The sequence below is a fragment of the Sphingobacterium anhuiense genome (assembly GCF_042686355.1).
Classification (GTDB): Bacteria; Bacteroidota; Bacteroidia; order Sphingobacteriales; family Sphingobacteriaceae; genus Sphingobacterium; species Sphingobacterium anhuiense.
In genome coordinates this window covers 100,486-125,325 of sequence record NZ_JBHUPE010000005.1, presented here as the reverse complement: position 1 = coordinate 125,325, position 24,840 = coordinate 100,486, and the positions used below count along the sequence as shown (strand labels likewise).

The 24,840-nt window shown below is 37.4% G+C and carries 16 protein-coding genes; 5 read left to right on the top strand and 11 right to left on the bottom strand.

Translation table 11 applies throughout. The annotated features are described in order from the left end of the window. Positions 1-689 precede the first annotated feature (689 nt). Entirely contained in the window at positions 690-1,217 is a 528-nt protein-coding gene (locus ACFS6I_RS12680; protein ID WP_232789196.1) for an RNA polymerase sigma factor, read from the top strand. After that, entirely contained in the window at positions 1,207-1,884 is a 678-nt protein-coding gene (locus tag ACFS6I_RS12675) for a hypothetical protein (RefSeq protein ID WP_380921063.1), read from the top strand. Before ACFS6I_RS12680 ends, ACFS6I_RS12675 begins: the two co-directional genes overlap by 11 nt. Positions 1,885-1,962: 78 nt before the next feature. Here ACFS6I_RS12675 and ACFS6I_RS12670 read toward each other — a convergent pair whose 3' ends face one another. From ACFS6I_RS12670 to ACFS6I_RS12660, 3 genes are read right to left on the bottom strand one after another with little or no spacing between them, the layout of a single operon-like run. Next, a complete protein-coding gene (locus tag ACFS6I_RS12670) occupies positions 1,963-3,198 on the bottom strand; it encodes a Glu/Leu/Phe/Val dehydrogenase dimerization domain-containing protein (RefSeq protein ID WP_380921061.1) in 1,236 nt (411 codons plus the stop codon). A gap of 18 nt (positions 3,199-3,216) precedes the next feature. After that, positions 3,217-4,344, bottom strand: a complete 1,128-nt coding sequence (gene hppD / locus ACFS6I_RS12665; RefSeq protein ID WP_380921059.1) for a 4-hydroxyphenylpyruvate dioxygenase — start codon at positions 4,342-4,344, stop codon at positions 3,217-3,219. A gap of 25 nt (positions 4,345-4,369) precedes the next feature. Next, the gene (locus ACFS6I_RS12660) at positions 4,370-5,527 is read right to left on the bottom strand and encodes a homogentisate 1,2-dioxygenase (protein ID WP_380921057.1); all 1,158 of its coding nucleotides are present in this window, start codon (positions 5,525-5,527) and stop codon (positions 4,370-4,372) included. Positions 5,528-5,912: 385 nt separating this feature from the next. Between ACFS6I_RS12660 and ACFS6I_RS12655 the strand changes: the two genes are divergently transcribed. Further along, positions 5,913-6,887 carry a fumarylacetoacetate hydrolase family protein gene (locus tag ACFS6I_RS12655; protein WP_380921055.1) on the top strand — a complete coding sequence of 325 codons (975 nt, stop codon included), beginning with the start codon at positions 5,913-5,915 and terminating at the stop codon, positions 6,885-6,887. 30 nt (positions 6,888-6,917) lie between these two features. Beyond that, the gene (locus ACFS6I_RS12650) at positions 6,918-7,823 is read left to right on the top strand and encodes a flavin reductase family protein (protein ID WP_183916793.1); all 906 of its coding nucleotides are present in this window, start codon (positions 6,918-6,920) and stop codon (positions 7,821-7,823) included. A gap of 142 nt (positions 7,824-7,965) precedes the next feature. On the opposite strand, the gene ACFS6I_RS12645 is transcribed toward ACFS6I_RS12650, so the two are convergent. Together ACFS6I_RS12645 and ACFS6I_RS12640 are read right to left on the bottom strand one after the other, a co-directional pair. Beyond that, the gene (locus ACFS6I_RS12645; RefSeq protein ID WP_183916795.1) at positions 7,966-9,735 is read right to left on the bottom strand and encodes an aromatic amino acid hydroxylase; all 1,770 of its coding nucleotides are present in this window, start codon (positions 9,733-9,735) and stop codon (positions 7,966-7,968) included. A 291-nt stretch (positions 9,736-10,026) separates the two neighbouring features. Then, positions 10,027-10,563 carry a GNAT family N-acetyltransferase gene (locus ACFS6I_RS12640; protein WP_380921052.1) on the bottom strand — a complete coding sequence of 179 codons (537 nt, stop codon included), beginning with the start codon at positions 10,561-10,563 and terminating at the stop codon, positions 10,027-10,029. A 537-nt stretch (positions 10,564-11,100) separates the two neighbouring features. On the opposite strand from ACFS6I_RS12640, the gene ACFS6I_RS12635 reads away from it, so the two are divergent. After that, on the top strand, positions 11,101-12,099 hold the full coding sequence (locus ACFS6I_RS12635; protein WP_183916799.1) for a beta-ketoacyl-ACP synthase III: 999 nt from the start codon (positions 11,101-11,103) through the stop codon (positions 12,097-12,099). Between the two features lie 92 nt (positions 12,100-12,191). On the opposite strand, the gene ACFS6I_RS12630 is transcribed toward ACFS6I_RS12635, so the two are convergent. The 6 genes from ACFS6I_RS12630 to ACFS6I_RS12605 form a co-directional block, all read right to left on the bottom strand. Continuing rightward, positions 12,192-13,757, bottom strand: a complete 1,566-nt coding sequence (locus tag ACFS6I_RS12630; protein WP_380921050.1) for a glycoside hydrolase family 43 protein — start codon at positions 13,755-13,757, stop codon at positions 12,192-12,194. A gap of 165 nt (positions 13,758-13,922) precedes the next feature. Continuing rightward, the gene (locus ACFS6I_RS12625; RefSeq protein WP_380921048.1) at positions 13,923-16,337 is read right to left on the bottom strand and encodes a hypothetical protein; all 2,415 of its coding nucleotides are present in this window, start codon (positions 16,335-16,337) and stop codon (positions 13,923-13,925) included. A 269-nt stretch (positions 16,338-16,606) separates the two neighbouring features. Then, on the bottom strand, positions 16,607-19,771 hold the full coding sequence (locus ACFS6I_RS12620; RefSeq protein WP_380921046.1) for a GH92 family glycosyl hydrolase: 3,165 nt from the start codon (positions 19,769-19,771) through the stop codon (positions 16,607-16,609). Between the two features lie 6 nt (positions 19,772-19,777). Next, positions 19,778-21,460 carry a sodium/sugar symporter gene (locus tag ACFS6I_RS12615; RefSeq protein WP_380921044.1) on the bottom strand — a complete coding sequence of 561 codons (1,683 nt, stop codon included), beginning with the start codon at positions 21,458-21,460 and terminating at the stop codon, positions 19,778-19,780. Positions 21,461-21,497: 37 nt separating this feature from the next. Beyond that, positions 21,498-22,826 (bottom strand): xylose isomerase, encoded by a 1,329-nt coding sequence (gene xylA, locus ACFS6I_RS12610; RefSeq protein WP_380921042.1) that lies wholly within the window; start codon positions 22,824-22,826, stop codon positions 21,498-21,500. Between the two features lie 11 nt (positions 22,827-22,837). Then, positions 22,838-24,313, bottom strand: coding sequence for a xylulokinase (locus tag ACFS6I_RS12605; RefSeq protein WP_380921040.1), 1,476 nt, complete (start codon positions 24,311-24,313; stop codon positions 22,838-22,840). Positions 24,314-24,840: the final 527 nt, after the last annotated feature.

The window sequence follows — 24,840 nt, the reverse complement described above, 5'->3', positions numbered from 1 at the left end:
TATTGTTAATGTAACACAATTAATAATAACTAGTTTATCTTTTGGCACAACATTTGAAATAACTTTTATTCATAATTTAGATTAATAATTGGTTAGAAAATGCCTAAGGCTCCCAACCTGAGGCATTTTCATTTTTAAACCTATATGCTCAGGTTCAGAATAATCTCAAATACTTCCCTAATCCCTAATTAAACATCATTTAATCTAATAAATTAAAAGATTAACATAATTTTAACTTAGGGTAATTAACAAATTACTAAACGAAATATTAAAAATCAATATCATAGTTTTATTGTTATAGTATATAAATAAGCCATGCATAAATGATTTCCAAAACCGAAGTGAACTTAAAAGTACACAGTATGTGTAGGGCAATATAAAAAGTTTTGAGCTAACTTCCGGAACAATCAAATACCTAATGGATTACCAATAGCATTAATCCATTCATAAAACAGGACAAATACATGACGTAGGAAATTTATGGCAATCGTAATTCAGTTAGGCTATGTGCACTTGTAAATTCATCCGGATAAAATCCTATTTTTAGAACAGCCCAGAAGAATTGATTTAATTTAGCAAAAAAAAGTGTAACGAAATAACAGGACCCTGTACTTACTAACAAACAGAAAGGAACATATCCTTAAGCAATAGGTTTATGAAAAGAAATGAAGCATTACTAATTAAAACATTTGCAAAAGCATAATATGCAGGCAGACTCTTTAATCGAAAAAACATTTTTAAACCTAGTAGAGGTTCACAAAGGCATCTTGCATAAGGTCGCTCGATTGTACATGGACAGTTCAGAAGATCGGGAAGATTTGCAACAGGAAATCATCATACAATTGTGGAGATCCTATCAGAACTTTAAAGGAGAGAGTGCCTTTTCGTCCTGGATGTACCGGGTTGCCATTAACACAGCCATTTCCTATTTTAAAAAAGAAAAACGAAGAAGTGATGTCTATACTTACGACAATATAAAAGAGCCTGAAAATGAAGATTACAATCCTGAAAAAGATAGACAGCTAGAGATTTTTTACCAGGCGGTACAGGAACTAAATGCAGTGGAAAAAGCTTTGATCTTTTACTTTATGGAAGGACTATCGCATCGAGAGACAGGCATACAGCTCGGTTTAACTGAAGGAAATGTACGTGTAAAATTGAATAGAACGAAAGAAAAATTACAACAAATCATAAAAAAAACAAATTATGAATCTTGATGAATTAAAAACGGCATGGAATTCCGAAAGCACAAATGACGTGCGTATTCCAGCAAAAATAAAACAGCTCGGGCAGGCTAAGCATCCTTTAGATAAACTAAAACGGAAAATGAAAAATGAATGGTATATGCAGTTTATAGCTATCCTATTTTTACTATTCTTTCCACAAGTCATGCATATCCATCCATCGTTGTATATTATTTATTACACATCTTATGCTTTGCTAGTTGTTATATCAGTCTATTATCTCAACCTTTTCCGTTTATTTTACAACAAAATCAACGATTATACAGCCGATACAAAGGATAGTCTATTGGAAATATACTATGAGCTTAAAATTAATATTGAGCGATACCATGCCTTTGGCTTTCTTTTACTACCCGTAGCACTTGTGGCTATTGCATTATATGTAAATACAATTAAATTAGAAAGAGGTGACAGTTTTACTACCGAATCTCACAGCGAAACTATATCATTCATCATTCTTACATTGGTTGTCAGTTTCACTTTTATTTTATCCATTCTAGCTTGGACGAAGTATATTTATAGTCCCTATGTTAAACAATTGAAAAAAATTTTGGATGAACTGAAAGAAGAAGAACTAAAAGAGAATGAGTTTAGTATAAATAATTCGAATGAAAATATACAAAAAGACGGTAGACAATAAACGATATCAAAAATCAATTACAGAAAAAAGCATTTGCCGTTCAGCAAATGCTTTTTCCATTGTATGTTGACATCTCGATTACACCAATTGTTTAAGTGCAATTTCATATGCTTTTGAAGACAGATGTATTTTCGATTCTGATATTGCTCTAATTCGATCTATTGCCTGCCCGATAACTCGAGATACATCCGAAAATAACGCATCATCAGAAATTTCTACATTAGGTTGCATTAGATAGGCAAACACCCGAGCCATACCACAATTTGCTATAAAATCTGGAATGACAGAGACTTGTGAATCAGCATATTCCATGACCGGTCCATAAAATATTTCCCGATCTGAAAAGGGAACATTCGCTCCAGAAGCAATCAACTCCAATCCGTGTGTGACTAATTCGCTTACCTGTTCTTTTGAAACCAAACGAGAAGCAGCTGCCGGAATAAAAATAGATGCACCCATACGCCAGATCTGGCTATTGACTTCTTCAAAAGATAACAAATCTGGGCTTGCTAGTTCATTTCCTTTACGATTTAAAAATAGTGCAGTGATCTCGTCTTCTGTAAAGCCCAACGGATTTATTAAACCTCCTGCACGGTCAATAATGCCTACAATCTTAACCCCTAATTTGCTTAAATAAAATGCAGCCGCCGCGGCTACATTCCCCCATCCCTGTATAATTGCACTTTTACCAATACAATCGGTATCGTAACATCTGTAAAAGTGTTTAACAGCTTCTGCCACACCATAACCAGTAATCATGTCAGCAATTTTGTATTTGCGCTTCATATCCGGACTGTACTGCGGGTCTTCCAAAACTTTAGAAACACCATACCGCAACTGCCCTATCTGATGAATTCGTTCATTTTCACGCACATTAAAATATCCATTCAATACCCCCTCTTGCGGGTGCCAAAGACCATACTGTTCTGTCAAAGGAATAACATCATGAATTTCATCGACATTCAGATCACCGCCTGTACCATAGTAATTTTTAAGTAACGGAGTGACCACCTTAAACCATCTATCAAGTACTCCTTTTTTTCGTGGATCTGAAGGATCAAAGTTAATTCCAGATTTAGCCCCACCGATTGGAGGTCCAGAAACTGTAAATTTAACCTCCATGGTTTTAGCCAATGATTCAACTTCATTTTTATCTAACCCCTTTCTCATGCGTGTCCCTCCTCCTGCGGCACCTCCACGCAAAGAATTGATAACGACCCAGCCTTCAGCCTCTGTTTCCGTATCTTTCCATTCAAATACAATCTCAGGTCTTTTACGCTCAAACGCCTGCAGCAGATCTTTCATGTTTTCCATATTCTCGCTAATCTATGATTATAAATTTCCTCGCTTTGCCTGTTCACGTTCTATTGCTTCAAACAAAGCTTTAAAATTTCCAGCACCAAAACTCTGAGCACCTTTACGTTGTATGATTTCAAAAAACAAAGTTGGTCGATCTTCTACTGGCTTAGTAAAAATCTGTAAGAGATAACCTTCATCATCACGATCAACAAGTATTCCGAGGTCTTGAATAATTTTTATTTCTTCATCAATTTGACCGACACGATCGGGTAACATATCATAATACGCTTCTGGTGGTGCTCCTAAGAATTCAACACCTCGCGCTTTCAGCTCTTTTACTGTTTTGACAATATCTTTCGTCGCTAATGCAGCATGCTGTACACCTTCACCTTCATAAAACTCCAAATACTCTTCAATCTGTGATTTCTTTTGTCCCTCTGCAGGCTCATTGATCGGAAATTTCACATATCCATTTCCATTACTCATCACTTTGCTCATCAATGCAGAATATTCGGTATTGATCTGCTTATCATCAAAAGAAAGTACATTAACGAAGCCCATAACCTGCTGATACCATTCGACCGTTTCATTCATCTTGTTCCAACCAACATTCCCCACACAATGGTCAATATATAGCAAGCCTACTTCTTCTGGCTGATAATCACTTTCCCATGCTTGATAACCTGGTAAAAATACACCGTTATAATTTTTACGTTCTACAAATAGATGAACCGTTTCACCGTAAGTGTAGATACCCGAGGTAACTGCCTCTCCATATTCATCAGATAATACCTGTGGCTCCTGATACACTTGAGCACCTCGCTTAGTTGTTTCTTCAAAAGCTTTTGTAGCATCATCTACCCAGAGGGCAAGAATCTTAAGGCCATCACCATGCTTTTTAACATGTTCTGAAATGAGGTGGTCTGACCGTAATGCGGTAGTCAACACCAGACGAATCTTACCTTGTCTTAAAACATAGGATGCACGGTCCCGTACCCCCGTTTCTGGTCCAGCATATGCTTCGGACTGAAATCCAAAAGCCGTCTTGTAAAAATGTGCGGCCTGCTTCGCATTGCCCACATAAAATTCAATATAGTCAGTACCGTTAATGGGCAAAAAATCTTGCGCCAAAGCTATTTTTTCAGCAAAAGTCTGTTTCATTTTAGATTTCTTTTATAATTTATTATTAACTCAACCAGGATTTAAAATATTCTTGATCTTCAATTTCCAAAGCTTCTTCTGTCAGCATTAATGGTCTAAAAGGGTCGATCATAACCGCTAATTCATCGGTCTGTTTCTGACCGATACTTTTCTCCACTGTTCCAGGATGCGGACCGTGGGGAATTCCTCCAGGATGTAGCGTAATTTGACCACGCTCTACACTTTTACGGCTCATAAAATCGCCATCTACATAATATAGAACCTCGTCGGAGTCCACATTGCTGTGGCTATAAGGAGCTGGAATCGAATCCGGATGATAATCATATAGACGTGGACAGAAACTGCAGACAACAAAACTGTCGGTTTCAAAGGTCTGATGTACCGGTGGCGGTTGATGCAATTTCCCCGTAATAGGCATAAAATCATGGATTGAAAACGCCCAAGGATAGTGATAACCATCCCATCCAATGAAATCAAAAGGATGACTACCGTACACATACGGATATATTAATCCCTGTTTTTTAATTTTTACTTCAAAGTCACCTAATGAATCATTAGTCTCTAATTGTGACGGTTTTCTAATATCGCGTTCATAAAATGGCGCATGTTCCATCAATTGACCAAATTCATTTCGATAGCGCTTTGGCGTACGGATCGGCGAAAAGGATTCGATAATAAATAATCGATTCTCAGATTTATCAAAATGAATCTGATAAATCACACCGCGAGGAATAACAATATAGTCACCATATGAAAATGGAATCTGACCATAACCTGTTTTAACGACACCTGATCCCTGATGAATAAAAATAATTTCATCTGCTTGACTATTTTTATAAAAATAATCTGTCATAGATTGTTTAGGAGCCGCTAAGGATATATGCAAATCATCATTGACCAGAACCGGTACCCGACTTTCCAGATAATCGTCTTTCGACTTTATAGCAAATCCTTTTAGACTCGTGTGTTTCAAATGCTTTCGCCGTGCTATTTTAGGAGACACATCATAGGGTTCTCCAATCCGTTTAACTAATGTTGGCGGATGACAGTGATAAACCAACGAATATGTGCTTGAGAATCCGTGTGTAGAAACCAGTTCTTCGGAATACAAAGCACCATTAGGTTTCCGAAATACGGTATGCCTTTTAGAAGGAACTTTCCCCAATTGATGATAAATTGGCATAAGTAAATAAGTTTTAAAAAGTGAAATGATATATATAGTGAAGCATGGATCAAACGAATGACACAAGCACAGATAAATAAGAAAAGAGGAAAAATTTAATACTGGGCAAACACCACAGCAGCGATCAAGGCCTTCAAGAAAGCACTCATTCCGAAAATGACTCTTACATATGTGAGTCTGCTGGTGTTCATAATTGGATTTTTGTTTATATCAAATATAATATTTTAATTTTTAATAATTCATAAAAAACAAAGAAAGTTAACCCCGAACTTCCTATATTTAACCAAATTACATCAAAAACGGTGTACAAAAATTCTCTTTTAACGTTGGAAACGTATATATAAATAAAAGAGAAAACCGATTTCAATACTATATTCATGACATTATGAAACTTGTTACCTGTATTCTGGAAGATAGTGAACACCTGGCTTTTTTAATTGGTATATCTATATATCCTTGTAGGAAGGTTGATTCTAAATTTCCAGATTCTATGGATAAATATCTCCATGCAGCTTTAAGTATCAAAGCTGCCATGAAGGATGCCTATCAAAAGCTTTTTAGTTCAAAAAATGAAGAAACACACCATACACTTGCTAACACAATTTTAGAAGCTCCCATACCCCGTCCAGGTTCTTTACGCGATGCTTATGCATTTCGTCAGCATGTAGCAACCTCCCGTAGAAACCGTGGTTTAGCGATGATTCCTGAATTTGATCAATTTCCTGTCTTCTATTTTTCAAACCACCGTGCTATCTACGGTCCAGGCGCTGTTTCCTGCATGCCCAAACATGTAGACAAACTGGATTTTGAATTGGAAGTTGCTATTGTTATTGATAAACAGGGTAAAAATATAACTGCATCAGAAGCGGACTCTTATATTGGTGGCTTCATGATCATGAATGATATCAGTGCCCGAGCATTACAGATGGAAGAAATGAAACTTAACCTGGGGCCTGCTAAAGGAAAAGATTTTGCTACGGTGATAGGCCCCTGTCTTGTCACAGCAGATGAATTGGAAAAATATCGTGTTGATCCGCCCGTGGGCCATATTGGCGTCTGTTATGATCTTGAAATGACCTGCTCAGTTAATGGAAAATTAGTATCCAAAGGAAACCTGCGCGATATGAACTGGACGTTTGCTGAAATCATAGAACGTGTATCCTATGGTGTTGAAGTATTTCCAGGAGATGTCATCGGCTCAGGTACTGTTGGTACTGGTTGTTTTCTGGAGCTTAATGGGACTGCGAAGCTGCATGATCCATCTCATAAAGAACAATGGTTACAGATCGGCGATCAAATCGTAATGGAAGTTACCGGTTTAGGTCGATTACAAAATTACATCATAGCCGCAAATAATTAAGAACACTAAATTAAATAAGCTACTCAACATATGACTACAGAAAAAACAACAGTAATAGATCCAGTTGAACAACAAGCAATATTTGATAATCTTATCAAATATGCGGTAGCTCCACGCCCTATCTGTTTTGCAAGTACAATTGATGCGGCAGGAAATGTCAACCTGAGCCCTTTTAGCTACTTTAATTTTATGTCTCAGCAACCCCCTATCTGTGTTTTTTCACCATTGCGGCGAATGCGCGACGGTTCTACTAAACATACCTTGGACAACATGCTAGAAGTACCAGAGGTTGTTATTAATATTGTGAATTATTCCATGGTGCAGCAACAGTCTCTCGCAAGCACCGAATATGGAAAGGGAATTAATGAATTTGATAAATCAGGTTTTACGGCTATTGCTTCAGATCTGATCAGCCCTCCACGTGTGGCAGAATCACCAGTTCAATTGGAATGTAAAGTTCATGAAATTATCAATCTCGGTGATGGTCCGGGAGCAGGAAATCTCGTCATTGCAGAAATAGTCCGGATGCATATTCATGAAAACTTACTAAATGATAAAAATGAAGTCTCACAGGAATCACTTGATCTCGTTGCCCGTTTAGGTGGGAATTGGTACAGTCGAGTAACAAAAGAATCACTCTTCGAAGTCCCAAAGCCACTCCGCAATTTAGGTATAGGAGTTGACGCACTTCCCGAACATATCCGTTATTCGGATATTCTTACGGGAAATCAGTTAGGTCGATTGGCAAATGTAGAGCAATTACCTGTATTGAATGACGAGAAGACTTTATTAGTAAATCCTGAAATTATAGCAATCTGGGAAAAATCTCACGGAGATCTTGCCCTAAGACGTAAGTTGCTCCAGATGCATGCCGCAAAACTGTTAGACCAAGGTGAATTGATTTCAGCTTGGCAAATTCTTTTATTAGGAGCCTAATATTAAAATACGGTTCAAAATACATACTGCCATGAGCTATCAAACCAATAGCTCATGGCAGTTCTTTATTACTTAGAAGCCCTGAAAAGATTTATTAGTATCCCTGGATACTAATAAATCTCGTTCTAATCGTAGATATGCATTACTTAGGTCCTAAAAGCAATGCTATTTGGTCGTTTTTAGCTAAGTTAATGCCATCCAAAATCAATTTACTCCAATGTTGATGATCTTGAATAATTTCCAGCAATCGATTTTCAATTTGAGTTGCTAACAAATGATCTCCATCATGAATAGCCAATTCCAGTGTTTCAATATAAGCAAGCCAATCTTCGGGATAGTTATGTGTTATATTCTGATAAATCTCACTAAGTAAAACATCCGATTCTTGACCTGTTCTTCGGTCACGAATAACTTTATAAAGCTTATTTTTTGATTTTTCGACCTCATTTTGTTGATGCACGATTGTTTTAGTTTCTGACACAAAGGCTCCTTGCTCATACGCTTCTTTATCTGCTGCTCCACAAAAAACAGATATAATCTGTTTCCCTACAGCCATGTCATAAGTTCCCCATTCTGGATCAAATAGAATCTGACAGGATCTACTATCGACAACCTGACATGGAGAAAAGGTAATCAATTGATTTTTTTTATCCCGCTGTTCTATAGACTGAACAACTCCTCTTACCTCAATTCCAGAAGTAAAGATAAGTGTGGTGTGCAGCCCTATTTCAATGCCATATTCTTTTAGATCAGCAGCATCAAAATCTTCCAGTGCTTTGACTGCTCCTAACAGATACCCAACAGGGGACCCAAATCCATCAGCATGATACGTCTTTCCATGACCAGAAAGCTGTTTATCTGCATAAGCTAATGCCGTTGGACCAACAGTCTTGATATATTCTATTTCACTCCCAGCAATACCTGTCTGAAAAAGTCCGGAGACCTGCAATCCGGAGCTATACACAATAGTACATAGGTTCTTACAAGCAATAGCCTTTTCCAAACCAACTTTTCCCCCTACCCGAAATGACATGGTATTTGCAAATTGATCTAAAACCTCTCGCAACTGATTAAAATCTTCCGTAACAAACAATTGAGGTTGTGGCTTCGTAATATCGTATGAATATGCTAATGCTTTTAATGAATAAGGTAATTTAGGAACTTCTTTACGCATACAGGACGCACTTTCTCCAATTGATGACAAAAGCCCTGCCCCATAAATTTTGGGATCATCTACTGTTCCAATTAGTCCATACTCAACCGTCCACCAATGCAATCTACTCAATAATGCCATTTCGGAAGGTTCACCCATATTTTCTTGTATCGCAGTAAGCTTTGCTTCTGCACTTGACAGCTGCTCTTCGGTTGCACTACTACTTTCTTTAAGGATAGAAAGGTTACGAATTGCCTCATACAGTTCAAAATCTTTCTCTGAAAACATTGCCTTTGTACCAATCTCGCCAAAATATTGCAAATATGCCGCATACTCAGGCTCTCCAATGATCGGAGCATGTCCAGATGATTCATGAATAATATCTGGTGCAGGAGTATATTCAATATGTTCAATCTGACGTATATCTGCTGCTACCACGAGTACCCGATAAGCTTGAAACTCCATAAAAGCTGCAGGAGGAATAAAACCGTCCACTGTAGCCGCTCCCCAACCCATATGTTTAAGACTGTCGTTCATCGTTTGCAGATTTGGGATTTCCTCAATCGTTAATCCTGCTTTATGAAGCCCTGGAATATAGGGATAATATGCAATATTACGAAGATATGCATAGTTCTGACGCATGACATAGCGCCACACAGCCTGATCAATTGCCGTATAACGATCATATTGTTGCGGTACAATAAAACGTTTCAGATGTTGGGGTAAGCGATTTAATACTGGGTTGCCGTAAGTTTCCATTTATAATTGAGCTATAAACAAATTTAACTTATTTTCTTGAAGATAAACGATAGCATATGAAACAGTTAGGTGTAGAAAAATCTATTTACACAAGCAAAAATGACAAGATTAGCAATGAAATCTTGTTCTTTTTACAATCTTCTTTGCACTAAGTTGAAATCATCTAACTAAAAGTCCGAGTTAACTCAAATTTTCGCAAAAATTAATGATTCTAATATCTCCTAAACATATGCGCTTGCACTTGTACAGCATGTTATATTTTAAAATGCAAAAAGCTCCTATTAAATCCCATCATACTTTGTAATAGTCATCTTTTCTAATTGCATACAGAACGTTGATACGGGTGGGTTCACCATGATAAGCCACTTCTTCCAAAGCTATTTTTTGTGCCCCTAATCTCTCCATTGCTTTTTTTGATCTTTCATTATTATTCCCAACATGAAAATATACAGTATCCACATGATCAAATATATAATCGAGCATCATTTTTTTTACTTGAGGATTTATACCAGTGCCCCATGTCTTTGTACCATAAAAAGTGTAACCGATGAAAATACTGTTATCATCGGAACTATAATTGTAAAAACGTGTACTTCCTAAGATTTCATTGGACAGTTTATCCTGGATCAGGTAGGCACCTTTACTGATTACCGCACCTTCAAAGAAATTTTCAAACACAGGTCTTTTATACCGATCTTTATTAGGGTGTTGCTCCCATACTTTAGGATCATTAGCGACAGCGAAAAGCCTTTCAAAGTCATTATCCTGTAGCGGAACTAGTCTTATCTTACTATTTTCGAGTGGTGCTTGAATAGAAAATGGAATCATTGCATATATATTTTAATAACAGAAATTCAATTGGGGTAAGCTTTGCCTTTATAAAAAATGAGCTCCCGAACAACAAATTAAGAAAACCATTCGTTAATTCAACAGGGATCTATGAAATATTTCTGGAAATTTATTATTTTCGTTTTTTTTCCGGCAGGTTATGGTTAAATAATAAAGAAGGGCTAAAAATCTAAATAACAGACTGTTTTTTACCGTGTTTTAATTGCATTACAATAATTTCACATATTTTGTCAACAGCAACTTTATCAAAATTATATTCTAAACAATAAAACTAAAACGGTATCATAACTAGACCGTTTTGCAAAACGGTTCAAAAAAAGTGATTCATCGTAATCATTTTGTCACAATCTTAATATTTTTCATACTGTTGTAGAAATTATCCTATTTTTACACCTCCTTTACAACTCTTTTTGGAAAAAAGAAAAAGGCAGAATAAATAAACATACTCATTAGAGATAATAAAATTAAACTAAATACCAAAAGGCGGATCATACTTGAATATGATAACCATAATATATGAATACAACTCTCCCGAATAAACTTTACGCTGCAATTACCGCAATCGGAGGTTATATCCCTCAAAATAAACGAACAAATTCTGACTTAGAAAAATTATGTGATACGAATGATGAGTGGATCATCAAAAGAACTGGTATCAAAGAACGCCGCATCTTAGAAGAAGAATTGGCGACTTCTGACATGGCCGTTCGTGCGATTCAGGATCTCGTAGCAAAGTATGGTAAAGATTTAGCTGAAATTGATGCAATTTTAGTAGCAACTTCAACTCCTGATATGCCCATGCCAGCGACTGCGAACATCATCGCTGAAAAACTAGGTCTTACAAATGTTTGGGCTTTTGATATAAACGCTGCTTGTTCTGGTTTTCTATATGCGCTGGATATGGGTGCTTCACTTGTTGAGACAGGACGATACAAAAATGTACTTATCGTAGGGGCTGATAATATCAGTACTTATGTCGATATCCATGACCGTTCAACCAACATCCTATTTGGAGATGGTGCTGGAGTTGTATTACTACAACCTTCTACAGAAGGAGGTGTTATGGACGCATACTTGAGAAGTAATGGAGATGGTCGCGCTTTCCTAAATATTGAAGCTGGTGGAACTCAATATCCAATAAGCTTATCGGATCAAGATACACAAAAAAGATACTTACGTCAAGACGGTAAAACCGTATTTAAACAAGCAGTACAATCAATGAGTGATGCCTGCACGCAGGTCATGCAGCGCAACAACTTAACCGTTGAGGATATCAACTGGGTAGTACCACATCAAGCAAACCAACGTATTATCGATGCTGTAGGTCGCTCATTAAATATTCCTGAAGGCCGTACCTTAAGTAATATTGAGTACCTTGGGAATACAATCGCAGCGACAATTCCATTATGTATCTGGGAAAATGTAAAACAGATGAAGACTGGAGATCTTGTTATGCTAACAGCCTTTGGAGCTGGTTTCTCTTGGGGCGCAAGCTTATTCCGTTGGATGATATAAAAAAATAAACCGCTTACTGAAACTGGTAAGTCTGTATAAAAAAGAAATCCCGCTAATCATTGATCGGCGGGATTTCTTTTTTGCGTGTTAAATTATTTATTTGTAAATCTAAACCAATTGAAATCGGCATACCCATCAACGCCAGTCTTAGCTTTACTATAATTAAACAAAGCAAAACGATTGGCTGTCCAATATAATTCTAATTGCATCTTGAGATCATTTCCGATAACAAAAAAGTTTTCTCCATCTATACTGTAGTAAAACTTAGCAATAAAATCTCGATCAGTAACACGTGCTCTGACCCAAATTTTATCACCATTAAAATTATCGATCTGCTCGATAATCTTATCATTGTTATTCATAATAATACGTCTTTGACCATCCGTCTGTTCTACTGCTACAAAAGCATAAGGAAACTGAAAAACTCCGAATCCAGCGACGTTACCATCCTTCAGACCCGTTAAATCAATCTCAACTGTTCCTTCTGAATTGGGGCCTTGAACGCGTTGTGTCAGTGTGTTACGTGCAACTTTTAATGAATCGGCATAAGATGCTTTTAAGCGCATATATCCTTTGCGCTCTGTTAAAGACCATTTTTCATTATCAGGATTATGATTCCATTGCCATTGCAAACCTAATTTTTGCTTTGTAAACTCATCTGTTGTTGCAGGACTTTTAATAGGATACACTTTACCAACATTAGGTTTTTTATAAGTAATCACGTCTTTATTTCCGCTTCCTAACATCGGCCAACCGTCTTTCCACTCAACAGGCAAAAGAACAGGTACTCGACCAATCGCCCCACGATCTTGCATAATAATAAACCACCAATCTCCATTTTTTAACTGCACCATTCCACCTTGGTGTAAACCGTTTGGTGGATAAGAACTGCTATCATTGATAATTAATTTATGCTCATAAGGTCCGTAAATATTGTCCGACCGTAGACAAATCTGCCATCCTTCCGTACCTCCAGCTGGACAAGTAATATAATACTTTCCATTAATCTTATACATATGAGCACCTTCCATACCAAATCCACCTCCAAATTCATTAGCGTTTTTAAAACGTTTGTCCCAAATTTTAACGTCTTTACCTTTTACAGATTTAGCATCGGCATTTAATTCCGTTAGGTACAAAGTTCCTTGACCATGCGCTACATAAACTTTACCATCATCATCAAAAAACAGTCCTGGATCGTATAAGAATTCTGGAAAAATAGTTCTTTCCCATGGTCCTTCTGGTTTATCAGCAATACAGATAGAAAAATTTCCTCTATCCCATCCCCAGTTCTTAGGTGTACAAAATCCAACATAAAACTTTCCATTATGGTGCTTGATGGTATTGGCCCACGATCCATTGAGATACAAAGTACCACCTTTCATATCAAAACGTGGATCTTCATCATAACGCTCTACAGGATATCCAACGATCTCCCAGTTCACCAAATCTTTAGATTTTGCTATTGGGCTTCCAGGAACATAATGCATGCTTGTCGAGATCAAGTAAAAGTCATCTCCGACACGGATGATGTCCGGATCGGGCCAATCACCCCACATCAATGGATTTGTAAATGTTCCATTTCCATTATCTGGAGACCAAACCTGCTGCGCATTAGCAGTTGAAAAACATGACAAAAACAGTAGGAAGCAAATCATACTCCTAATGCTGTAATTCAAAAATTTAATCATAATATCTTTTTGGCATCTGCCCATAACTTTACCTGCTGTTGATAAACACGTAATATCAAATATTATTGCAGTCATTAATTTTTATCATTCATTGAGCGCATCCTATATGATGATGATGCGCTCAAGATTACCTTATCTTCTTTTCGTTATCTTCTCCGCTTCCCCTCTCACACTATATCGCACCAATACTTCTGTTGGAGTATCATCTTGTACGTCACAGGCAAATGCAATACTTGAATTACCTTGAGGCAAAACGGCTTTACCTTGGACAGGAAGCTTCTTTATCGTATTAAAATTTTTGTCCGTCAACAAGGCATTTCCGTCATGATCCAATAATAAGTATTGATCGGTTTCGATCGCTCCTTCTATTTTAATCACACCTTTGGAAGTTGTAAATGAAGGATTTGAAATTGTTCCTCCACCTTCTACTTTTAAACGTAGCGCATAAGTTCCTTCGTTGGGGGCATGCCAGAACCAATCAGCTCCGCCAGGTTGTCCGGGTTGCATTTCCGATAAATCACAACGATAGCGATCTGAAATATAAAGTGGATAGAGCAAAAACTGATCTTCAGTTACTTTTTTAAGATGCCATTCCGTTTCTGGATCCCGCAAACGCTTCATTTGATCGTCATTAAAAGCTTTCGCTTTTCGCAACACATCCCAATTTTTCATTGCTTCTAATAACTGATCAATCTGACCATGTTTTCGGAGTGTCTGCATATTAATACTCATTGCATATCCGGAATCAAAACCAGCTGACTCTGATAAAGCCCATTCCAGATCTTCTAAAGTTGTTGTTTCAAACTTACGATCTGCCAAACGAACCAAAAACCAACCTAGCATACGTGGAAATAGATTGCGTCTAAAATATTCCTGATTCTTGATTCTATTTTCGACCTGTCCCTTACGCATTTCTTCACCCCACGGCTCTCCCCAATTCATACGGGTATGCGTATGCCATAAAAAATGATCCAATCGACTTGCATCATTAATCAAATCGGTCTTATCTTTCAAGTTTTTATAATATTCTGTGATAAAACGTGCTGTAGCATAGTAGTCATGACCCGTATACATACTGCCCTCAAGGCCATCAAATGAAATCTGCTTGAGGCCTGTTGTATTGAATATGGTCGCTAGTCGTTGTGCAAATTCATCCTGTAGCACCAAATCAGGGAATAATGTCTTGTAAGGATAATCCCATAATTTATACAACGGTTGTACCTGATCATGTGCAGTAGCCTTTGTTCCGAAAGCCCCTCTTTTACAATCTGTCAACCGCATCCGATTGTTCATTTTCTCAACTTTACCAAATGTAATCAGCTCATCATCTATCTGCATAGCATTAAGGGAAAGTGGCATTTCAAATAAACCGGACACTTGAATTTCTATTTCTTGCTGATCTGCATTCAAATTGTGCAATAATTTCAACTCACCTTGTTTAAGCAAGTGCTTACTTGGAATCGGAGTGACATAAGTATCATTAGTGGTTAAAAAATTAGTTAACGTATGCACCCCAACACGAATACCTTTAGCCTTCGCTTTGTCTACCAGAACCTTTACACCCTGATCTCCATCCTTAACAAAAGACGATTTCCATTTAAAATGGCCCCATGTCTCAAAAGGATCCGTATGATACACATTCCTAAAGCCGGCCATCTGTACTTTATCCAAAACAAAGTCAAAATCCTCTTCTGAAAAATTTGAAATCAGGTAAGAATCCATCGCTGATCGGGATATTTTATCCCATTCACCATCAAGCATGGGATGTGGTAATCCTTGTTCCAATTCTACATGCCCTATGCGATTTAAAATTGCATCCCTATGATCTCCAAAGAGAGCGATCTTCGCACCGATTATCGATCCATCAGGACCAGCAACTGGAAGTGTCAGCGATTTTTCCAACTGCTGCACTTTCCGGTATTCAATTTTTTGTCTATTACGGGCTGACAATTGAAAAACCGTTCCATCTTTTGCATCAACCGCGACCAGATTATAGAAAGGAACGCTGGCTACTGAAAGTTCCGTATTAGCACCTGTGTATGTAAATTTAGAACTATATAAACTTGCTGATTCCTGTGGTATTCCACCATTGGTTTTTGCATTTAATGCCTGCATTCCAAATGCGACACCAACATCCTGTACAATACCCACAATTTCTCCCACAACCTCATGTGAATTGATCTTTACCGGACCAAAAACAACCATATTGTATACATCACTGATCTTAATGATTTCGTAAGTGATAGCTTGCGCCAGCTGTTTTACCTTAAGTTCAATTTGTTGACCATCTTCCATCGAAAGCAAATACTGATCTCCTTTAATCTTTAATTCTTTAGGTAGAATAATCTGTTGTGCCTTGACTGCTGACAAAATCGGATAACTACCTTTGCCTAACAATTCCTTTCCTGCGACTTTAATCGAACTGTAATATCCCTTGTCATCAAGCGTAATTTGAGTTTGTTTCGTTTTCAGTTCTACACCTTGACTCAGATTGGTCAACATGAAGATGAAACATAGCGTCCATAATATTTTCAACTTGTTCCTCATCGTTTAGTATTTCATTATATTTTTATGTTTATAGCTCGTACAACCTGGTTCACTCATCTCTACTTTTAGTTTCCAATCATCAACTTGATTTTGATTTAATTCTACTTAAAAACATGATGTGCAATAACTAAGTCGATTCAAAACGAATTCTCCCTAGTAAAAAAAAACAGAAAATTGCAATTACTGATCCCTACTGAGTAATGCAAAAAAGCCATCGGAAGTAGACATCCCGATGACTTTTTTGATTTAATTCGGAATAGTACTCTCCGCTATTTAACAGGAGTACTTCCCATTTCTATAATTAATTTTCCCCCCTTCAATACTGCACTTTGAGGAATTAAAAATCCTTCGACTTTCTTTCCATTAAGTGTTACATTTTGGATATACTTATTTTCTTTTGATGCATTTCTTGCTTCAATCACAAATTTTTGACCACGGCCATAGCGTCCTCCCATATTTAGTGTTACTTTAGGATAACGTGGCGAAGCCAACTCATAAGTAGGTGTCGTTGATGCACCACCATCTAACTGAAACAAACCCAAGGCACTCATTACAAACCAACTACTCATCTGTCCAAGATCTTCATCGCCTGGATATGCATTGTAGGGTGTGGTTCCATAATACTGTTCTTGTATGGCCCTCGACCACTTTTGGGTCAGCCAAGGAGCACCAGCCCAATTAAATAAATATGCCACTTCCATTGATGTCTGATTACCATGGTTCAACGGATAAGCACTAAAATTATCACCAGCAGCATTAAAATTTGCTTTTGCTGATTTCTCCATTGCCTCATCCAGTCTGTTTATAAACCGTGATTGTCCGACACCTTCTACTAACCCTTTGGAATCATGTGGCACAAACCAGCTATAATTAAAAGAATTTCCTTCTACAAATCCAGGAGTATGATAAGGATCAAATGGTTCTATCCAATTTCCTTTTTCATCCTTCGGTCGCATAAAACCGGTTTTAGGATCAAAAATATGTTTCCAGTTTTCAGATCTTTTCAGGAAATAATTATAATCATCTTTTTTTCCTAGCTCTTTAGCCATTTGGGCTAGACACCAATCGTCATAGGCATATTCTAACGTATTGGATACATAACCTTTTCCAGCAGGAACATAGCCATACTTTTTATAAACGTCCAGATGCTCCACCCCAACTGTACCACCGCCTGGATAACGTTGAGGAGAAACCGTCAGCATTTTTTTTAATCCGTCATATGCTATGCTGAGATCAAAGTCTCGAATACCACTTTGCCATGCCCCTTGAATCTGAGAGGCTACATGCATCGCGACCATGACACCAGTATGTTCAATACCTGCGGGATCGGTATTAAACCAACCCGTATTCTGATAAAGTTGTATAGCTGAACGTGCCCAAGTAGATGAAATCTCCGGAGCAATGAGATTAAAAAGTTGCTGATTATTCCAGAAAGTATTCCAATATTCACCCGCTACAATAGCATCCTTCTTATCCTTTAATTGTCTGATCTCCTCATCTTCATCACGATAACGACCATCCACATCACTCCAGATTGCTTTAGCCGATAAAGCTCTATAATAATTTGTGTAAAACTTCTTTTTTTGAAGGTAATCATCTGTTTCAACCTCTATACGTCCTAGATAATCTTCCCAGATTGTTCTCGAATTAGCAACAACCTGATTAAAATCCCATCCAAATGGAGTTGAAAGTTCAGTTTTAAGGTTATTTCTTGCCCCAGCGATATCCACAAGTGAAACTCCGGATCGTACGAGTATTTCTTCTCCCTCGGTGGTCTTATAGTTCACAAAAACACCAAGATCTCCTTTTCCATGAATTTCATTGATATCCATGCGGATATCATTTGTACTTTTAAACTCATGATTCCGGTTCCATTCCGGTATATAACCTTTCACTGCCTCAACACCTTCATTAACCCATCCTCCCATAGCGTCAAAAGGTTTACTAAATTGCAAAACAAAATGCACCGTGTACTCCTGTTGAAGAGAATAACCTGTAAAGGCGTTATAATAGGTTGCATAGCCTTCAATTTCACGATCATTTACCTTGGTTATTTTAGCATCCGTCAAATTATGCGGATACTCACTTGGTGTAAACATATCGATCATGATGCGTGCATCATTGCGCTTAGGAAAAGTATACTTCTGCAATGCTGCTCTACGTGTGGCAGTCAATTCAGCCTTTATCTTCGTATCGGTCATGAATACCGAATAATGTCCCACTTTTGCTTCCTCCGTTTTTTTATCGATACGAGACCGGTATCCTTCATCAGGAAAAGCTTCTCTTCCAGGAGTAACTTGGAGTTCGCCACATGTAGGCTGCATTAAGAGTCCAGTCATGGTCCAGTCACAAAAGTGACTAAAACCCATGATATTCTCAATGGTATATTCATAGCCGGCTTTCCAAGTTTCATCCTGATTATCGGGTGCAATCTGTACCATACTCAACGGAAGAGCTGGAGATGGTTTAAACATCCATCTGGAATTACCTGTTCCCATTAACAAATCAACATAATCTGTCCGTTTATGTAGCTCTTGACGCGAACGCTTTATGGAACCACTATAAACAACCTTTTGACCATCTTTTATGGTTAAAATGGAATTTTTTACTCCATTTTTGTTTGGTAGTGCTGGTAAATATATCTCTTGAATAGAAGCACCGACTTCAATGATACGTGTTTCAACTAATTTACCATCCACTTCAAAACTCAACTTTCTAGCTACATCAAATTGAGACATATCTACAAGAACGGGCTGTATACGCATGCCCTGATCTCGTAAATATTCAAATGGCGCTGTCTCGGCCGATCGAATTAATGTAGAAGATGCTTGCTTTAATGTTACTGTTGCTGGAGTTTTCAATTCCATCGCATCAAAAATAGACCAGCTGCCAGCTATTGTCCCTAATTGAATCTTATTCATTCCCTTGTTCAACCAAGAAACTGGAAATCGAATCTTGATATGAGCTGGGTGTGTTTCTTGCGCTTTCCCTTCCAAAAGCGTATTACTATCCACTCCTTCAATATTTTCTTCAAAACGATGCCCATTCACTTCGATACGAATCTTGTTGGTTCCCGTTTTCGCACCTACAAAATCAATTGTAAATTCACATTCACCTTTAGTTGCCAACTGCACTAGCTCAAAATAAAGCGACGGAAAATGACGCGGATGAAATCCCGCCCAATAACCACCACCTGCCCAATGGTCCAGTGGTCCTGGCAATACATAAGGCCATTGTTTATTTGAAAAAGAATAGCCCACATAATACGTGGGCTCTCCTGAAAAACTAGCTAGAAAACTATCATATTGGTTTGGAGACAATGAAAACTCAGAAGATTTACTATCTTTTTCACCCACTTCAAACAACACCTTGTCTTGCGAAAACGTTGATCTGGTTAAACAAATCAACGTTAACATTGTAAAAAATAATTTCATTCTAAATTACCAGTAAATCATATATAGCGCAGTCGTCAACAGGATGATCAACAATGCGCCAATTATAAATCCGGTATGCGGTTTAAACATTGTTCTGTCTATTTCCAATCCTTTTGATACAACACCATTTCGCTGATCGATTAAACTAATGATCAACATACCAATAATACAGATGACAAATACAAAACCCATACGGTCTAAAAATGGAATTTCGTACAGTCCTGACGCTTTATTTAAAATAGAAAAACCAGTAGCACTTAAAAACGAGAGATCTGCAATATGCGGTAAAAATTTAAATAGAACAGATAAAATAAACCCACCTATTGTTGCAAATAAAGCTGCATTTGAAGTTGTTTTCTTCCAAAAGAATCCTAGGATAAACATGGCAAAAATACCTGGAGAAACAAATCCCGTATATTCTTGAATATATTGAAAACCACCTTTACTATCTATCCCTAAATGAGGAGCTATGATCACCGCAAGTACCATTGAAAATATGATCGTTATTTTACCAACATTGACCAATTGCTTTTCACTTGCTTTCTTATTAAATACCTTTTGATAGATATCCAATGAAAAGATGGTCGCGATGCTATTCGATTTACCAGCTAATGAAGCAACTACTGCAGCAGTCAGAGCCGCAAATGATAGACCTTTTAAACCCGAAGGAAGTAAATTTAATAATACTGGATATGCACGATCTGGATTTACCTCACCATTCTGAAGCATTTCAGGTTGGAATAAGCCATCCTTCCATAGCACATAAGCTGCAATTCCTGGAAGTACAACAATGATGGGCATCAAAAGCTTCAGGAAAGCTGCAAATAAAATTCCATTTCTGGCAGTTTTAAGATCTGCCCCTAAAGCACGTTGTGTGATGTATTGATTACAGCCCCAATAATTGAGGTTTACAATCCACATACCACCAATCAATACCGTGAGCCCTGGTAAATCCAAATAATTCTCGTTATCCTGATGTAGGATCATATGAAAATGATCAGTTGCTTTAGTAGCCATAATCTGATATCCTTCTAGCACCCCTTCTCCACCGTAATTTTCTGCCACTAATTTCAGCGCCAAATACGTGGTTGCCAGACCTCCTAGAATCAAGAAGAAAACCTGAATAACATCTGTAAACCCAATAACCCGCATTCCTCCCAATGTAATAATAACAGCAAAGCAAGCGATAGCATACATACACACCTCTAAATCGAAACCCGAAATGCTACTAACTGCGAGTGCTCCCAAATACAAAATTGAGGTTAGATTGACTACTACGTACAACATCAACCAAAATACAGCCATAATCATGGCAACGGTTCCGTTATAGCGTTGGTGCAGAAATTGGGGCATCGTAAATATCTTATTTTTAAGATATACCGGAATAAAAAACACCGCAACAATAATCAATGTCACAGCGGCCATCCATTCGTACGTCGCAATAGCAAGCCCCATCTTAAAGCCCGAGCCGCTCATACCGATAAACTGTTCGGCAGAGATGTTAGATGCAATCAAGGAAGCGCCGATGGCCCACCAAGTTAGTGAGCCTTCTGCTAAAAAATAATCTTTAGAATCGGTACCATTGAGTTTGGTCTTCTTTTGCCGGTAGACCCAAATACCGTACCCCGATACGATGATAAAGTAGATGAAAAAAACCAAATAATCTTTGGTCGCCAAGATATTATTCATATAATTAGAAGTAGGTTTATAATAAATGAATAATATGTTATATATAACGGTTGATCAAATTCTCCATAAACTCCTGTTGACCACTCACCAACTTTGGTTCTCCTTCACTAATAGCATAAGCACGAAGATCTTCAAGAGATAGTTTTCCTTGCTCAAAATCTGCTCCAGCACCTGTATCAAAACTGCTATAACGCTCTTTTCTTAATTCTCTATAAGGTGAATTTTGAAGTAAATTATCTGCAGTAACCAATGCACGTGCAAAATTGTCCATACCACCGATATGTGCATAGAATAAATCCAAAGGATCTGTCGAATTACGTCTCACTTTAGCATCAAAATTGACACCTCCACCTTGCAAGCCTCCTGCTTCAAGAATAATCATCAGTGATTCGGTCAATTCGGTTAAGTCGGTTGGAAATTGATCCGTATCCCATCCATTTTGATAATCACCACGGTTTGCATCAATTGATCCCAATAAACCAGCATCAGCAGCAACCTGTAGTTCATGTTGGAATGTATGGCCCGCTAATGTGGCATGATTTACTTCAAGATTAAGTTTAAAGTCATCCATTAGATCAAATTCACGAAGAAATCCAATCACTGTTGCGGCATCGTAGTCATATTGGTGTTTTGTTGGTTCACATGGTTTTGGTTCGATAAAAAACGTACCGTTAAATCCATTTTTACGTGCATAATCTTTTGACATATGTAGAAATTTCGCTAAATGCTCTTTCTCTCTTTTCATATTTGTATTAAGCAAGGACATATAGCCTTCACGACCACCCCAGAATACATAATTCTCACCGCCTAATGCAATCGTTGCATCAATTGCCGCTTTAACCTGAGCACCTGAATGGGACAAAACATGAAAATCAGGATTGGTAGATGCTCCATTCATGTAGCGATGGTGACTGAATAAATTTGCTGTTCCCCATAGCAATTTCACACCGCTCTGTTGCTGTTTCTCTTTTGCATAAGCAACAATCTCATCAAGATGGCGTTCATTTTCATGAATATCATCGGTATAATCCACTAAATCAACATCATGAAAACAGTAATATGGCAACTGCATTTTCGTCATAAATTCAAAAGCAGCATCCATTTTATCTTTTGCACGCTCCATGATTGTTGCTTTCTTATCCCATGGAAAAAAATGCGTTTGACCACCAAATGGATCTGCCCCATTACCATTAAAAGAATGCCAATATGCACAAGCAAATTTAAAATGATCTGCCATGGTTCTTCCTGCGACAACTCGTGTTGGATCATACCAACGAAAGGCCAACGGATTGTCTGAATTTACACCTTCAAATTGAACTTGTTCTACATGTTTAAAGAACACATGATTTCCTGTCAAAATTTTCATCTTATCTTAATTTATAGTTTGTCTTCTAATAATTGTTTCCATTTACCATATACTTCCTCATATTGCGAAGTATGTTCTGGTTCGATTGTTTTGTATTTTCGAAGCCCCTTAAAAGCTTCTTGTCGATCCGCAAATATGCCAATACCCAAACCCGCTCCTAAAGCAGCCCCTACACTTCCATCATTATCATAAAGCTCTACAGGTGTATTCGTTACTCCTGCAAATGCTTCTTGAAAAACAGGACTCAAAAACATATTGGCATGACCAGCTTTAATGACTTGCGGTGTGATCCCGTTTTCCCTTAAGAGATCTAATCCATAGCGAAAGGAAAATGCTATTCCCTCTTGTGATGCCCTCCAAAGATGAGCCGTGCTATGTCTGAGGAAATCTAAGTTTTGAATATGTGCTCCTATCGTTTTGTTATTCAACATCCGCTCGGCACCGTTTCCAAAAGGCAGTATATTTACACCTTCAGATCCAATGGCTATACGTGAAGCTTTCGCATTCATACTTTCATAATCATTTCCATTACCAGTGACCTGACTGATCCAACTATTTTGTATACCTGTCCCATTGATGCACAATAGCACACCCAAACGTTCCGATTCGAACTCATAATTAACATGCGCGAAAGTATTTACCCTAGATTGCGGATCATGTGCTCTTTGATCAGTAACCGCATAGATAACGCCAGATGTACCAGCAGTAGCGGCCACTTCGCCTGGTTCAAAAACATTCAGGGATAATGCATTGTTGGGCTGATCACCGGACTTGTAACAAACCACTGCTTGCGGTGATAATCCCAGTTCATTTGCTACATCCGAACGAAGCGATCCGTAATTAGAAAATACGGGTTGTACTTTAGGCACCAATTCGCGATCAATACCGTAAAAAGTTAGTAACGTATCTGAAATTTGCTGTTGTTCAAAATTCCATAGAATTCCTTCTGATATCGAACTTACATTTGTATTGATTTCACCAGTTAAACGCATGCTCAAATAATCTCCAGGTAGCATAAACTTGTCTATTTTTTCATAAACATTTGGTTCATGTTCTTTCACCCATGCTAATTTTGAAGCTGTAAAATTACCTGGTGAATTGAGATGACTATTCAAAAATCCCTTTCCTTCTAATGCAGAAAATGCATTTTGACCAATATTTACAGCGCGGCTGTCGCACCAAATAATGGCATTACGCAGGGCGCGTTGCTCTTTATCTACCACTACTAGCCCATGCATCTGATAAGCGATACCGATAGCCTTAATATCCAAAGGGTCGTATAATCCAGATGCATTTGCTTTTTTAATGGCCAATTGTGTATTTGTCCACCACAGATTAGGGTCCTGCTCTGCCCAACCTGTATTTAATGATAAAATCTCTGCTTCCGTTTCAGGAAAATGACAAGAGATAATTTTCTTATTTGTAACGGCATCAATAACAGATACTTTAATCGAAGAAGTACCCAGGTCTATTCCCAATAACAACATATTTATTCAAAATTATTTTTAATATACCATTTCATCTTAACCTGATCAATTAAACATCCATACAGATGGCCTCTTTATTAATTTAGGCTACTTCTATTTGAAGATTAAATTACTGAGGATATAATTTGGATCTGGTATGTTAGTTTAGAATCGTATAATACTATATTTCTATCCCTTGACCAATATTATTGGTTTTCTACGTATCGCATTTATGCAACTCGTTTCTAACCTATAAATTTCAACAAATCAACTTTCGTTTAGAAGCTATATATTAACTTATTATGACGCTATTTTAGCAACTTTCAAACATAGCAGATATAACGCCTATCTTTAAAAAGTCTAATTTTTTTAAATTAACCATCCGCGTGTAAAACAAATAACCTGAAATAAGAGCTATTACCTTAAACAGAAGATTAGAAAAAATCTATTTTACTGCTAATTCAAAAAAATAATCATATTTCAATTTAAACAATAAATAACAAATTCATTATCAAATCATTAAATAATAAAAAAAATACAATCATTCA

Coding starts and splice junctions, on each gene's coding strand:
- ACFS6I_RS12675 (WP_380921063.1), top strand. CDS start 1,207: ATGAATCTTGATGAATTAAAAACGGCATGGAATTCCGAAAGCACAAAT.
- ACFS6I_RS12670 (WP_380921061.1), bottom strand. CDS start 3,198: ATGGAAAACATGAAAGATCTGCTGCAGGCGTTTGAGCGTAAAAGACCT.
- hppD (WP_380921059.1), bottom strand. CDS start 4,344: ATGAAACAGACTTTTGCTGAAAAAATAGCTTTGGCGCAAGATTTTTTG.
- ACFS6I_RS12660 (WP_380921057.1), bottom strand. CDS start 5,527: ATGCCAATTTATCATCAATTGGGGAAAGTTCCTTCTAAAAGGCATACC.
- ACFS6I_RS12655 (WP_380921055.1), top strand. CDS start 5,913: ATGAAACTTGTTACCTGTATTCTGGAAGATAGTGAACACCTGGCTTTT.
- ACFS6I_RS12650 (WP_183916793.1), top strand. CDS start 6,918: ATGACTACAGAAAAAACAACAGTAATAGATCCAGTTGAACAACAAGCA.
- ACFS6I_RS12645 (WP_183916795.1), bottom strand. CDS start 9,735: ATGGAAACTTACGGCAACCCAGTATTAAATCGCTTACCCCAACATCTG.
- ACFS6I_RS12640 (WP_380921052.1), bottom strand. CDS start 10,563: ATGATTCCATTTTCTATTCAAGCACCACTCGAAAATAGTAAGATAAGA.
- ACFS6I_RS12635 (WP_183916799.1), top strand. CDS start 11,101: ATGAATACAACTCTCCCGAATAAACTTTACGCTGCAATTACCGCAATC.
- ACFS6I_RS12630 (WP_380921050.1), bottom strand. CDS start 13,757: ATGATTTGCTTCCTACTGTTTTTGTCATGTTTTTCAACTGCTAATGCG.
- ACFS6I_RS12625 (WP_380921048.1), bottom strand. CDS start 16,337: ATGAGGAACAAGTTGAAAATATTATGGACGCTATGTTTCATCTTCATG.
- ACFS6I_RS12620 (WP_380921046.1), bottom strand. CDS start 19,771: ATGAAATTATTTTTTACAATGTTAACGTTGATTTGTTTAACCAGATCA.
- ACFS6I_RS12615 (WP_380921044.1), bottom strand. CDS start 21,460: ATGAATAATATCTTGGCGACCAAAGATTATTTGGTTTTTTTCATCTAC.
- xylA (WP_380921042.1), bottom strand. CDS start 22,826: ATGAAAATTTTGACAGGAAATCATGTGTTCTTTAAACATGTAGAACAA.
- ACFS6I_RS12605 (WP_380921040.1), bottom strand. CDS start 24,313: ATGTTGTTATTGGGAATAGACCTGGGTACTTCTTCGATTAAAGTATCT.